This is a genomic window from Micromonospora sp. KC721 (genome assembly GCF_004348355.1).
Lineage (GTDB): Bacteria > Actinomycetota > Actinomycetes > Mycobacteriales > Micromonosporaceae > Micromonospora.
In genome coordinates this window covers 1-12,332 of sequence record NZ_SMJY01000180.1, presented here as the reverse complement: position 1 = coordinate 12,332, position 12,332 = coordinate 1, and the positions used below count along the sequence as shown (strand labels likewise).

The following is a 12,332-nucleotide window of genomic DNA, read 5'->3' as shown; positions in this document are numbered from 1 at the left end:
CGCCGCCCCCCACGACCACTCCCCCGCCGGCCGGTGGCTGCACCGTGACCTACACCCCGAACACCTGGTCCGGTGGCTTCACCGCGGAAATCCGGATCACCAACCGGGGGGCCGCGATCAACGGCTGGACGTTCACCTTCCAGCCCGGGGCCGGCGTCCGACTGAGCGGCGGCTGGAACGGCGAGTGGAGCCAGGCCGGCGACCGGATCACCGTGCGCAACGCCGCCTGGAACGGCAGCCTGCCCACCGGCGGCACGGTCAGCGTCGGCTGGCAGGGCACGTTCACCGGCGCCACCCTGCCCGCCCCGTCGGCGTTCAACCTCAACGGCACCGCCTGCTCCTGACCGGCACCTGCCGCCCGGTCCGGCTCACCCGGACCGGGCGGCAGCCGCTTCCCATCCTGCCGATGATCGCTCGACCGAGAACCAGGCGCACGTCAGTGCTGGACGGCTCAGCAGTGGCAGCCCCCGGGCGTGTCGCGCCCAGCCGTCACCGTCAGGCGTGAACGAGCGCCGTCACGGCGAGAGCATTCCTCGACCGGTCCGGTTATCCGGCCGGGCCAGGGGAACGCCGGTGGTCGACGAAGGAGGATGAGATGACCAGACCCTCAGCCCCGATCGCCCCTTGGCGTCCCGGGATGCCGGGCGGCGACAACCTCCCGTCCGGGCCGGCCGGACAGCCGACCGCAGCCCGCGGTGACGGGAGCGGCCCGCAGGCGCAGACGCCCACGGTGACGATCGGGTCGTACCCGGACTATCCCTCCGCCCAGCGGGCGGTGGACTACCTTGCGGACAATCGCTTCCCGGTCGAGCACACGGCGATCGTGGGGACGGACCTCACGCTGGTGGAGACCGTGCTCGGCCGGCTCACCACGGCCCGGGCCGCGTTGCTCGGCGCGGGCACCGGAGCCTGGTTCGGGCTCTTCATCGGCCTGCTGTTCGGCATCTTCACCGCCGGCAACTGGCTGGCGGTGATCCTCGTCGGGCTGGTGATCGGCGCGATCTGGGGTGCCGTGTTCGGCGCGGTCGCGCACGCGATGTCCGGCGGTCAGCGCGACTTCACCTCGGCCAGCTCACTGCGGGCCGGCCAGTACGCGGTGATCGTCGACGCCCACCTGGCCGACCAGGCGCGTCAACTGCTGAACCGGATGCACCTGACGCCGACCGGCGCGACCGCCCGCTGAGGCCACCGCCACGACATCCCGGCGCTACGCGGCGCCGGGATGTCGCTCGTCCGGGCAACCCGGCCGGGCGGGGCGGCCGGGCCCGGCGGGGTGCCGCGTGCGAATGTTGATTTCAAATTCCGACGACTGAGGCTCATACCTGATGAGGCGGTCCGATACACTGCGCCACGAGTTGTCATTCAAATTTGAAACTCTGCTACGCTGGCGGTCGTGACGGAGAGTCTGGACGACGCACGGTTGGCCGGTTGGCGTGCGTACATCGAGGCGAGCCAGCGGTTGTACACCCGGCTGGAGGAGGACCTGCGTGTCGACAGCGGGCTCAGCTTCGCCGACTACCACGTGCTGGTCCTGCTCTCCGAGGCGCCGGGGCAACGACTGCGGATGGGCGAGCTGGCCGACCGGCTGGTCTTCTCCCCCAGCCGGCTGACGTACCAGATCTCGTCCATGCGGCGACGCGGCCTGGTCGCCCGCGAGGCATGTCCGCAGGACCGCCGGGGCAGCGAGGCGGTGCTCACCGCCGCCGGGCTGCTCGCCCTACGCGAGGCCGCGCCGGGGCACCTGGCCTCGGTGCGCCGGCACCTGATGGACGACCTCGACGACCACGAGGTCGCCACCCTGACCCGGGTCTTCGCACGGCTGGGCCGGCGCCTGCGCGCCGACCGCGACGCGTCGTCCACCCCCAGTGAGTAAGAAGGAGTTCCCGATGCCCGCCATCACCGTCGACGACGTCCTCGTCCTGCCGCGCCTGCCCCGGCTCGGCGAGGCCACCGGCTACCGCCCGGTGCGCCGCCTGGTCACCGCTCCCAGCGGGTACGAGGGTGAGGGCTTCCCGGTCCGCCGGGCCTTCGCCGGGGTGTCGATGACCGAGTTGGACCCGTTCATCCACCTGGACCAGATGGGCGAGGTGGAGTACGCCCCCGGCGAGCCTCGCGGGACGAGCTGGCACCCCCACCGCGGCTTCGAGACGGTGACGTACATGATCGACGGGATCATGGACCACCAGGACTCGCAGGGCGGCGGCGGAACGATCACCAACGGCGACACGCAATGGATGACAGCAGGTAGCGGCCTGTTGCACATCGAGGCGCCACCGGAGCACCTGGTGATGAGCGGTGGCCTCTTCCACGGCCTCCAGCTCTGGGTCAACCTGCCCCGGGTGGCCAAGATGAAGCCCCCGCGCTACCAGGACATCCGGGGTCGGGAGGCGGCGCTGCTCACCACCCCCGACGGCGGCGCGCTGATCCGGGTCATCGCCGGCGAGGTGGCCGGGCACCAGGGGCCCGGGTCGACGCACACCCCGATCACCATCGCGCACGTGACGCTCCAACCGGGCGCGGAGCTGACCCTGCCCTGGCGGCCGGACTTCAACGCGCTGGTCTACGTGCTCGCCGGCCGGGGCACCGTCGGCACCGACCAGCGGCCCGTAGCCACCGGCCAGCTCGCCGTACACGGTGCGGGCGACGCGCTGCGGGTCACCGCCGACGACCGGCAGGACTCCCGAACCCCGGCGCTGGATCTCTACGTCATGGGCGGCCAGCCGATTCGGGAGCCGGTGGCCCACTACGGGCCGTTCGTGATGAACACCCGGGCGGAGCTGATCCAGGCCGTCGAGGACTTCCAGGCCGGCCGGCTCGGGGTGGTCCCGGCCGAGCGGATGCCGCACGCTGGCGGCCAGGCCGAGCGGCCCTGACCCGACCGCCGGGCGCCCCTGGTGGCGGGGTGCCCGGCCCGGTCTCAGGAGACGGCAAAGATCCCGGCGACGCCGAGGATCACCATCAGCAACACCGCCAGGACCGCGCCCCGCTCGCTGGCCACGGCCTGGGGAGAGGTCTCGGTCACGGAGTTCGTGGTCTCGGCGGGCATGGCTGGTGCCTCCTCGGCGTACGTCGTCGCAAGGGATGCGGTGGTCACCCCGGTGGGCGCATGCGGATCGCCTCCGGCGTGCGCCCGCCCGGCAGGGGACCTACCGTGAGGACGTTGTCGACCTCGGGGAGCTGGAACGTGGCGATCGAGAACTGGTTTCTCACCGCTGGGGAACGCGCCAACCCGGCCTCGGAATTACCCGCGTGGACGTCGGGAAACCTCGCCGAGCCGCTCATTCACGGTGCCGCCTACTTCGACCGGCTGGTCACCGAGGTGGAGGCGCTCGGCCCCGGCGACCACCTCTTCTTCACCGACTGGCGCGGCGACCCGGACGAGCGGATGCGTCCGGGCGGTCCCACCGTGGTGCAGCTCCTCGCCCGGGCCGCGCAGCGCGGTGTGGTGGTGAAGGGCCTGGTCTGGCGTTCCCACCTCGACTCCCTGTCCTACAGCGAGGCGGAGAACCGCAGCCTCAGCGAGGCGGTCTGCGCGGCCGGCGGCGAGGTCCTGCTCGACCAACGGGTACGCCGCGGCGGCTCGCACCACCAGAAGCTGGTGGTGCTGCGGCACCCCGGCGCACCACAGCGGGACGTGGCGTTCGCCGGCGGCATCGACCTGTGCCACAGTCGCCGGGACGGCGCCACGCACGAGGGCGACCCGCAGGCCGTGCTGATGTCGCCCCGGTACGGTTCCCACCCGCCCTGGCACGACGTGCAGCTGGCGGTGCGTGGCCCGGTGGTCGGCGCGTTGGACACCACGTTCCGGGAACGCTGGACCGATCCGATGCCGCTGGACTCGGAGAACCCGCTGGCCTACCTGCGCGACCGGCTGCGCGGGGCCGACCTCGACCCCGGCCCGTTGCCGCCGCAGCCGGCGGACCCCCCACCCTGCGGCCCGCACCACGTCCAGGTGCTGCGTACCTACCCCGCCGTACGTCCCCGCTACTCCTTCGCCCCGGACGGCGAGCGCACCGTGGCCCGGGGTTACACCAAGGCGGTACGCCGGGCGCGTCGGCTGATCTACCTGGAGGACCAGTACCTCTGGTCGGCCGAGGTGGCGGAGCTGTTCGCCGGCGCGTTGCGGAACAATCCGGATCTACACCTGGTGGCGGTGATTCCCCGCCACCCGGACGTCGACGGCCGGCTGGCCCTGCCGCCGAACATGGTGGGCCGGGAGCTGGCGCTCAGCCTGTGCGAACGGGCCGCCCCGGACCGGGTGCACATCTTCGACGTGGAGAACCGGCAGGGCCAGCCGGTCTACGTGCACGCGAAGGTCTGCGTGGTCGACGACGTGTGGGCGAGCGTGGGCAGCGACAACTTCAACCGGCGGTCCTGGACGCACGACAGCGAGCTGTCCTGCGCGGTGCTGGACGACACCCGGGACACCCGCGCACCCACCGATCCCGCCGGCCGGGGTGACGGGGCCCGGCTGTTCGCCCGGGAGCTGCGCCTGCGGCTGTGGCGCGAGCACCTGGACCGGGACCCGGACGGCGCCCAGGACGCCGACCTGCTCGATCCTTCGTCGGCGGTGGCGGCGATCACCGCCGCGGCCGACGCGCTCCAACGGTGGTACGACGACGGCTGCCGTGGCCCGCGGCCCGCCGGCCGGCTGCGCCCGCACCGCCCCGAACGGCTGCACCGGCTGACCCGACTCTGGGCGCTGCCGATGTACCGGCTGGTCTACGACCCCGACGGCCGGCCGCTACGGGATCGGCGTGCCGGCACCTGGTGACCCGACCGGGGTCGGGTCGCCGGGGTACCGGGACAGCCCGCCGGGGTAGGCGAACGAGGTGCGGGGGGCGTAGAACGCCCAGGGGATGAGCAGCGGGTTCTCCGGGCGCAGCGCGTAGGCCGGGTGGCTGGGGTCGAGGAACTCCACGGACTCGATCTCGAACGGGGTGACCGGTTCGGAGATGAACGGATAGACCCCGCTGAGCAGCTCTCCGCCGTGGATCGTGAAGTAGCGGTGGTGCCCGCTGCGCACCTCGTGCCCGGTGTGCCCCACCCGGGCCCGGGTGCGGATCACCGACACCCCGTCGGCCACCGTCTCGGCGACCAGCAGGTCGCCGCGCAGGTCGATGGTGGTCCGGCCGAGCACGGCGGGGGCACCCCGGGCGGCGGCGTAGTCCCGCTGCCGAGGGCTGGAGGTGACGTAGTGGGTCCACCAGCCGCCGGGGGACGTCCCGCCGGGTGCGTCCACGCCGACCAGGGCCACCCCGAGGTAGGTCAGCGAGTACGCGCCGAAGCCGGAGGTCTGGGCGGCGTCGTCGACGACGTACTGGTTCATGAAGACCTGCCGGTCCGCCCGCGGGCGCAGGCCGGGGGGGACCAGCGCCGCGACGCCGTCGGGATCCGCCGGCAGCCAGCTGACATGCAGCGTGCGGCTGTCGACGACGAGCTGCGGATCCGCGGGATCGAGCACGCTTCCTCCGTACCTGTGGGTGTACCCGCGACGCTACGGCCGGCCGCCGGAATGCGACAAGGACGGAAAGCGGACACTCACCGTCACATGTCGGGTACGTGTTTGACCGGTCGGTCACGTCGGCGTCGCCGTCCGAGGCGGGCGGGCGGCCGTTCGGGTCACGACAGGACACCAGATGGCTGGCTGCGTCCGTCGCCATTTTGCCGGTTACCACGCACTTAGTGGCCTGATGCCGCTTAAGTGCATCGTACTTTCGGCTAGATTTTGTCAGTCCGGTAGGGCTAAGGTTGCTCCCGAAAGGACTACCACGCGCTACACCAAAGCGTCACGTCTTTGAACCGCGGACGAGGTGCAGGGAGGACCACCCATGACCGCGCCAGCGATCACCCGACAGACGACAGCGGCACCGCCCACCCCGAAGCCGGATCCGCGCGCACTCACCGACAGCGCCGCCGACCTGCTCGACGCCATGGCCGCGCTGCCCGCCGACCATCCGTCCCGGCCCGCCCTGCGGGACCGGGCGATCGAGGCCTGGCTGCCGCTGGCCAACCACCTGGCCCACCGCTACAGCGGTCGCGGCGAGCCCACCGACGATCTGGCGCAGACCGCCGCCGTCGGCCTGATCAAGGCGATCGACAAGTTCGATCCGTCGCGCGGCGTCGATTTCGCCGGCTACGCCATCCCGACCATCATCGGTGAGCTGAAGCGGCACTTCCGCGACCGCACCTGGGACATCCGGGTTCCCCGCCGCCTCCAGGAGCTGCGGCTGGCCATCTCCGACGCGAACAGCGCGCTGCTCCAGACGCTGGGCCGCTCGCCCACGGTCACCGACATCGCCGCCCACCTCAAGCTCACCGAGGAAGAGGTTCTCGAGGGCCTGGAAGGCGCCCGGGCGTACAACGCGGTCTCCCTGTCCACTCCGACCGGCGACGGTGACCGGGCGACCGAGCTGGGCGACCTGCTCGGCGACGAGGACGGCGAGTTCGAGCTGGCCGAGCTGCGGGTGGCCCTGGGCCCGGCGTTGGCCACGCTGGACGAGCGCGAGCAGAAGATCCTCACCCTGCGCTTCTACGGCAACCTGACCCAGTCGCAGATCGCCGAGCAGATCGGCGTCTCGCAGATGCACATCTCGCGGCTGCTGGCCCGGGCATTGACCAAACTGCGGGGGCAGCTCGACGGCACGTACTAGGCAGGGATGCGGCGGCCGGGTCGGGCAGACCCGGCCACCGCGGCATCCCTCGGCCCGGTCGGCGGTTCGCCGGCCGGGCCGCTTTGTGCCCGCCGGCCCTCAGCGACCGGAGGGCTCCCGCCACATCGGGAAGAACGGCGTCCCGTCCGGCAGCCGGAACGGCTCGCGACCGACGTACCCGTGTCGGGCGTACAGGTCACGGCTGCTCTCGCTGCTCGCCTCCAGGTACGCCGGCACTTGCTCGGCGTCGAGCACCGCGTGGTGGTGCCGCAGCAGCGCGGTGCCGATGCCCTGCCCCTGCCTCTGCGGAGCCACCGCGAGGAACGCCAGATGGTGGTGCTCGTCGTGCGGATGGTGAGCCTCGAACAACGCGTCGAGGTGGCGGAAACGGTCGATCCATTCGCCGCACGCGCCGGCCAGCCGGGCGTCGTAGTCGGCCGGAGGCGGTGCGGGTTCACCCACCTGCGGGAACCAGACCGCCACCCCGGCCCGGTCGGCGGTGCCGTAGACCAGCCCGTGCCGCATGGCATGGTCCACCAGAATCTCGAAGTGGCCGGTCAGTGCCGCCTCCCGCTTGCTGGCCTCCGGCACCAACCAGACCGTCGCCGCCAGCACCTGGAACGCGTCGGCGATCCGCGCGGCGACCGCGCGGGTCTCCCCCGGGCCGAGCCGCTCGATGGCCGGCCCGCTCACCGGGACGCCCCCGTCCCGGCCGGCGCCGGTTCGGCCGTGGCCGTCTTCAGGGTCGCCGCCGTGCTCGCCGCGCCGAGGCCGATGCGGGCGTACACGTCGGGGCGGGCGCGTCGCAGCACCAGCCCCCAGAGCACACCGAGCAGCGCGGTGACCGGGTAGACCGCCGGGACACCCCAGCGCAGCGGGGAGTCCGGCGCCACGCCGAGCAGGATGGCGAAGTTGTCCACCGCCACCACGATGATGGCGACCAGCGCGACGGCCGCGAGCCCGGGCGCCACCAGCCGCCGCCACAGGTTCTCGGTCGAGGCGTGGCGGGTGAAGAAGGCGATCACCGCGATGCTGGTGGCGGCGATCAGCAGCAGCACCCCGAACCCACCGCCGGTGCCGGCCCAGTAGAAGAGCTGAAGGACCGGATCCCAGCCGTTCAGCGCGTACAGCAGGATCACCACCAGACCGAGCAGGCTCTGCGCCAGCGAGGCGACCCGGGGCGAGCCGGTGCGCGGCGAGGTTCGGCCGAAAGCGGCCGGCAGCACCCGCTCCCGGCCGAGGGCGAACGCGTACCGGGCCGTGGTGTTGTGGAACGAGATCATCGCGGCCAGCACCGAGGTCATGAAGAGCGCCTGGCCGATGGTGACGACGGTGCCGCCGAGGTGCGTACCGGCCAGGTTGAAGATCAACCCAACGCTCTGCTCACCGGCCTGCTGCGCGATGTTCTCCGGCCCGGTGGCCACGGTCATCGTCCAGGACGACAAGGCGTACACCCCGGCGATGATCGCGATCGACAGGTAGGTCGCCAACGGCACGGTCCGCTTCGGATCCTTGCTCTCCTCGCTGAACACCACCGCCGACTCGAAACCGACGAAGCCGGTCGTGGCCAGCACCAGCGCCGCGCCCAACCCCGGCACCAGCAGGTTGGCCGGGGTGAGCGCGTCGAGGCTCACCGCGCCGCCGGCCGGGTTGCCGAGCTGGCCCAGGTCGAACACCACGATCACCAGGATCTCGGCGATCAGCAGCACCGCCAGCACCAGGCCGTTGACGTCGACCCGCAGCAGACCGAGCGCGGCGACCACCGCCCAGGCCGCCAGTGCCACCAGAGCCCAGTGGGGTTCGACACCGAACAGCGTGCCGAACACGGGTGCCGACGCCGCGCCGATCGCGCCGTAGAGCCCCACCTGCAGGGCGTTGTACGCGACCAGCGCCGCCCAGGCCGCGCCGACGCCCGCCGGCCGGCCGAGCCCATGGGAGACGTACGCGTAGAAGGCGCCGGCGTTCTCCACCCGGCGAGCCATCGCCACGTAGCCGACGGAGAAGAGCGCGAGGACGGCGGCGACCACGAGGAACGCCAGCGGGATGCCGGTGACGCCGGTGACCGCGTACCCGGTGGTGACGACACCGGCGACCACGGTGAGCGGCGCGGCGGCGGAGAGGACGAAGAAGATCACCGAGGGTACGCCGAGCCGGCCCCGGGCCAGAGCGTCGGAGACGTTGCTGGGGCGTTGCAGCGTGGCTGTTGTCGGGGGCATGGCAGCTGCTCCGGTTCGAGGTGAGGGGTGGGAGGTGGTGGTGGTGCGGTTCAGGGGGCGCCGCGCAGCACGGCCGCACCAACGGCGGCCTCGGTGTGCGCCACCAGCTCACGCAGCGGGGGAGGCAGCGCCGGAACGAGCACGCCGAGGCGGTGGTGGGCCCGGGGGCTGGCGCTCCACAGCACCTCCCGGCTCAGCCCGGCGGCGGCGACCAGCCCCAGCAGCACCGCGTCCGGCACGGTGGGGGGCTCCGGCCGTTCGAGCAGCGCCCGCAGCCGGGTCGCCGGCCAGGCGATCGCGTTGAGGTCGATCGGCCGGTAGCTGACGCTGGTGCGCAGCAGCCGCCGGCTCTCCTGCCGGCGCAGCACGCCGGCCCGGGCCAGCCGATCCCCCACCGAGGTGATCGACGACTGGGCCAGGAAGGCCAGCCAGGTACGGATCTCCTGGTGTTGGGATTCGCCGATCAGCTGGTCCAGCACGGTGTGCGCCAGCGCGTCGACCGGGGGACGCCGGTCGATGACGGTGACCCGGCCGTCGGCCACCGTGAGGTGTCCGAAGAGGACCAGCTCACCGAGGAGCGCACCCGCGAGCCCCAACCCGGTCGCGGTCGGGTGAAGCTTCGCCTTGCCCCGATTGTCGTTGTGGACGATGAGGAAGAACTCGTCAGCGATGAGCAACGAGCCTCCAACGCGGTGAGTCCACAGGTGATCGACGCCGGGTGACAGGATGCCCGCACCCACCGCCGGATGCAACTCCCGGAATCGCCGGTTGCACTACGTGCACCCATGAGCTGCGAATCTTCGCGTGACAGACTCGGAGGGTGACCGTCAGTCCCACCGTTCGTCGCCGCCGGATCGCCCGGGAACTGCGCCAGTTGCGCGAGCGTTCCGGCATGACCCTGGACGTGGCGGCCCGCCAACTCGACATGTCCAAGAGCAACCTCTCCCGCATCGAGAACGCCCAGATCGGCATCAAGCCGCGCGACGTCCGCGCCGCGCTCGCGCTCTACCAGGTCACCGGGGCGGACGCCGAGGTGTTGATCGAGATCGCCCGGGGCGCGCAGCAGCGCGGCTGGTGGCAGAACTACAGCGACGTGCTGCCGGAGTGGTTCGAGTTCTACGTCGGACTGGAGGCCGAGGCGGCCCGGCTACGCACCTACGAGGCGGAGGCGGTGCCAGGGCTGCTGCAGACCGAGGCGTACGCCCGCGAGGTGTACCGGCGCACGGCCGGTGAGGAGGGGTTGGAGCGCAAGGTGGCGGCGCGGCTGCGTCGCCAGGAGGTGCTGCACCGGGACGACCCGGTCGAGCTGTCGGTGGTGCTCAACGAGGCGGTGTTGTGCCGTCGGGTGGGCGGGCCGACGGTGATGGCGGAGCAGCTGACCCACATGGCACACCTCTCCCAATCACCCAACGTGACGATCCAGGTACTGCCGTTCTCGGTGGGTGGACACCCCGCGATGAGCACCCCGTACGTCATCCTCAACTTCGCCGACGCCGCCGACGCATCCGTGGTCTACCTGGACAATCTCACGGCAGGCCTGGCACTGGAGGAGGCCGCGCACGTGCGCGGGTATAGCCTTGTGCACGAGGAGCTGCGCCGACTGGCACTGTCTCCAGCGGACTCCACAGCCCGCCTGGAGGCGGCTTCTCGTCACTTTGCGTGACCGCATGACGGCGCGCTCGGGGGAACGTGAGGTACGGGATGATCACGCTCGACGTGGCCGGGGCGGACTGGCGCACCAGCACCCGCAGCATCGGCAACGGCAACTGCGTGGAGGTTGCCGCGGTGGGCGCCGGGGTGGCCGTACGCGACAGCAAGAACCGGCCGGGACCGGTGCTGGTCTTCCCGGCTTCGGCCTGGACCGCCTTCGTCGCCGGCGTCGAGGCGGTACGCCCCGGCTGATCCCGGGGTGCCACAGTGGCAGCGTGCTCTCCGACGTCTCCTGCACGCTGCCGGTCAGCCCGGCGCTCCCGACGCTGGTCGATGCCCTCTCGGCCGGGGGTACCGCCGTCCTGGTGGCGCCCCCCGGCACCGGCAAGACCACCCTGGCCCCGCTCGCCGTCGCCGACCGGGTGGCGGGTCGGGTGCTGGTCGCCCAGCCCCGCCGGGTGGCCGCCCGCGCCGCGGCCCGCCGGATGGCCGACCTGCTCGGCGAGCCGGTCGGCGGGCGGATCGGGTACGCGGTGCGCGGGGAGCGACGCGCCGGCCCGGCCACCCGGGTCGAGGTGGTGACCACCGGGCTGCTGCTGCGTCGGTTGCACCACGACCCGGAGCTGCCCGGGGTGGGTGCCGTCCTGCTGGACGAGGTCCACGAGCGACAGCTCGACGCCGACCTGGCGCTCGCCTTCGCCGTGGAGGCCCGGGCCACGCTCCGCCCCGACCTGTGGCTGCTGGCGATGTCGGCGACCCCGCAGGCCGACCGGTACGCCGCGCTGCTCGGCGGCGTCGACGGGCCGGCCCCGGTGGTCCGGGCCGAGGGGGCGCTGCACCCGGTGACCCGGGTCTGGGCGCCCCCGCCCCGACCGGTCGCGCCGCCCGGCGCGGGCCGGGTGGACCCGGCCCTGCTCGACCACGTGGCGGCCACCGTCCGCCGTGCGTTGCGGGAACGCGACGGGGACCTGCTGGTCTTCCTGCCCGGGGCGGGTGAGATCGCCGCCGTCGCCCGGCGGCTGACCGACCTGGCCGGCGAGGTGGCTGTGCTGCCGCTGCACGGACGGTTGTCCGGCGCGCAGCAGGACGCCGCGCTGCGGCCGGCGCCGCACCGCCGGGTGGTGTTGGCCACCACCGTGGCGGAGAGCAGCCTGACCGTGCCCGGGGTGCGGGTGGTGGTGGACGCCGGGCTGAGCCGGGTGCCCCGCACCGATCTGGCGCGTGGGCTCGGCGCCCTGGTCACTGTGCCGGTGTCCCGGGCCGGGGCCACCCAGCGCGCCGGCCGGGCCGGCCGCCAGGGCCCCGGGTACGTGTACCGGTGCTGGTCGGCGAGCACCCACGAGCGGCTGGCGGCGCAACCCGAACCGGAGATCTCCACCGCCGACCTGACCGGTTTCGCGCTGCAGCTGGCGGCCTGGGGAAGCCCGGACGGTGCCGGCCTGGCCCTGCCCGACCCGCCGCCGCCGGCCGCGCTGGCCGTGGCCCGGGAGACGCTGGCCACCCTCGGCGCGGTCGACTCCGACGGTCGGATCACCGCCCGTGGGCGGGCGTTCGCCGCCGCCGGGATCCACCCTCGGCTGGCCCGCGCGCTGCTCGACGGGGCTGAACGGGTCGGCGCGGACCGGGCGGCCGAACTGGTGGCGCTGCTGGCCGAGGAGGGGCTGGCCGGCCGGGACGACGACCTGGCCGCGGCCTGGCGGCGGCTGCGCGCCGGTGGCGACCCCGCCGCCACGGCCCGCTGGCGGGCGGAGATACGCCGGCTACGCGCCGCCCTACCCACCCGGCAGGGTGGGCGGGCTGCCGGGTCCGACGG

Annotated in this window: 14 protein-coding genes; 9 read left to right on the top strand and 5 right to left on the bottom strand. The window is 73.0% G+C overall.

Annotated elements, in window-relative coordinates:
• The 4 genes from E1182_RS24325 to E1182_RS24310 form a co-directional block, all read left to right on the top strand.
• Positions 1 to 344: cellulose binding domain-containing protein (locus E1182_RS24325; RefSeq protein WP_207921495.1), on the top strand; the 344-nt coding region annotated here is incomplete at its 5' end.
• A 251-nt stretch (positions 345 to 595) separates the two neighbouring features.
• Positions 596 to 1,183 (top strand): general stress protein, encoded by a 588-nt coding sequence (locus E1182_RS24320; RefSeq protein ID WP_132269342.1) that lies wholly within the window; start codon positions 596 to 598, stop codon positions 1,181 to 1,183.
• 210 nt (positions 1,184 to 1,393) lie between these two features.
• A complete protein-coding gene (locus E1182_RS24315; RefSeq protein WP_132269340.1) occupies positions 1,394 to 1,873 on the top strand; it encodes a MarR family winged helix-turn-helix transcriptional regulator in 480 nt (159 codons plus the stop codon).
• Positions 1,874 to 1,886: 13 nt separating this feature from the next.
• Positions 1,887 to 2,873 (top strand): pirin family protein, encoded by a 987-nt coding sequence (locus E1182_RS24310; protein ID WP_132269337.1) that lies wholly within the window; start codon positions 1,887 to 1,889, stop codon positions 2,871 to 2,873.
• Between the two features lie 44 nt (positions 2,874 to 2,917).
• On the opposite strand, the gene E1182_RS32775 is transcribed toward E1182_RS24310, so the two are convergent.
• Positions 2,918 to 3,046 carry a hypothetical protein gene (locus E1182_RS32775; RefSeq protein WP_256370857.1) on the bottom strand — a complete coding sequence of 43 codons (129 nt, stop codon included), beginning with the start codon at positions 3,044 to 3,046 and terminating at the stop codon, positions 2,918 to 2,920.
• Positions 3,047 to 3,106: 60 nt separating this feature from the next.
• Between E1182_RS32775 and E1182_RS24305 the strand changes: the two genes are divergently transcribed.
• The gene (locus E1182_RS24305) at positions 3,107 to 4,774 is read left to right on the top strand and encodes a phospholipase D family protein (RefSeq protein ID WP_371687600.1); all 1,668 of its coding nucleotides are present in this window, start codon (positions 3,107 to 3,109) and stop codon (positions 4,772 to 4,774) included.
• Here E1182_RS24305 and E1182_RS24300 read toward each other — a convergent pair.
• The gene (locus E1182_RS24300) at positions 4,745 to 5,464 is read right to left on the bottom strand and encodes a hypothetical protein (protein WP_243706395.1); all 720 of its coding nucleotides are present in this window, start codon (positions 5,462 to 5,464) and stop codon (positions 4,745 to 4,747) included. The two genes, E1182_RS24305 and E1182_RS24300, sit on opposite strands and share 30 nt — an antisense overlap.
• A gap of 367 nt (positions 5,465 to 5,831) precedes the next feature.
• Between E1182_RS24300 and E1182_RS24295 the strand changes: the two genes are divergently transcribed.
• Complete coding sequence (locus E1182_RS24295; protein ID WP_132269335.1) at positions 5,832 to 6,653, top strand: SigB/SigF/SigG family RNA polymerase sigma factor; 822 nt, start codon at positions 5,832 to 5,834, stop codon at positions 6,651 to 6,653.
• A 99-nt stretch (positions 6,654 to 6,752) separates the two neighbouring features.
• Here the strand turns inward: E1182_RS24295 and E1182_RS24290 are convergent, their stop codons facing one another.
• The 3 genes from E1182_RS24290 to E1182_RS24280 are packed head-to-tail and all read right to left on the bottom strand — an operon-like array spanning position 6,753 to position 9,546.
• On the bottom strand, positions 6,753 to 7,346 hold the full coding sequence (locus E1182_RS24290) for a GNAT family N-acetyltransferase (RefSeq protein ID WP_132269332.1): 594 nt from the start codon (positions 7,344 to 7,346) through the stop codon (positions 6,753 to 6,755).
• Positions 7,343 to 8,869 (bottom strand): APC family permease, encoded by a 1,527-nt coding sequence (locus E1182_RS24285; RefSeq protein WP_132269330.1) that lies wholly within the window; start codon positions 8,867 to 8,869, stop codon positions 7,343 to 7,345. The genes E1182_RS24290 and E1182_RS24285 overlap by 4 nt, the downstream gene beginning before the upstream one ends.
• Before the next feature lie 50 nt (positions 8,870 to 8,919).
• Positions 8,920 to 9,546, bottom strand: coding sequence for a GPP34 family phosphoprotein (locus tag E1182_RS24280; RefSeq protein ID WP_132269328.1), 627 nt, complete (start codon positions 9,544 to 9,546; stop codon positions 8,920 to 8,922).
• Between the two features lie 143 nt (positions 9,547 to 9,689).
• Here E1182_RS24280 and E1182_RS24275 point away from each other — a divergent pair, with 143 nt between their 5' ends.
• From E1182_RS24275 to E1182_RS24265, 3 genes are all read left to right on the top strand, one after another.
• On the top strand, positions 9,690 to 10,532 hold the full coding sequence (locus E1182_RS24275; RefSeq protein WP_132269325.1) for a helix-turn-helix transcriptional regulator: 843 nt from the start codon (positions 9,690 to 9,692) through the stop codon (positions 10,530 to 10,532).
• Between the two features lie 38 nt (positions 10,533 to 10,570).
• Positions 10,571 to 10,771 (top strand): DUF397 domain-containing protein, encoded by a 201-nt coding sequence (locus E1182_RS24270; RefSeq protein ID WP_132269323.1) that lies wholly within the window; start codon positions 10,571 to 10,573, stop codon positions 10,769 to 10,771.
• A 23-nt stretch (positions 10,772 to 10,794) separates the two neighbouring features.
• A partial coding sequence (locus tag E1182_RS24265; protein WP_256370856.1) for a helicase-related protein occupies positions 10,795 to 12,332 on the top strand: 1,538 nt, incomplete at its 3' end.

Coding starts and splice junctions, on each gene's coding strand:
- E1182_RS24295 (WP_132269335.1), top strand. CDS start 5,832: ATGACCGCGCCAGCGATCACCCGACAGACGACAGCGGCACCGCCCACC.
- E1182_RS32775 (WP_256370857.1), bottom strand. CDS start 3,046: ATGCCCGCCGAGACCACGAACTCCGTGACCGAGACCTCTCCCCAGGCC.
- E1182_RS24285 (WP_132269330.1), bottom strand. CDS start 8,869: ATGCCCCCGACAACAGCCACGCTGCAACGCCCCAGCAACGTCTCCGAC.
- E1182_RS24310 (WP_132269337.1), top strand. CDS start 1,887: ATGCCCGCCATCACCGTCGACGACGTCCTCGTCCTGCCGCGCCTGCCC.
- E1182_RS24270 (WP_132269323.1), top strand. CDS start 10,571: ATGATCACGCTCGACGTGGCCGGGGCGGACTGGCGCACCAGCACCCGC.
- E1182_RS24305 (WP_371687600.1), top strand. CDS start 3,107: ATGCGGATCGCCTCCGGCGTGCGCCCGCCCGGCAGGGGACCTACCGTG.
- E1182_RS24320 (WP_132269342.1), top strand. CDS start 596: ATGACCAGACCCTCAGCCCCGATCGCCCCTTGGCGTCCCGGGATGCCG.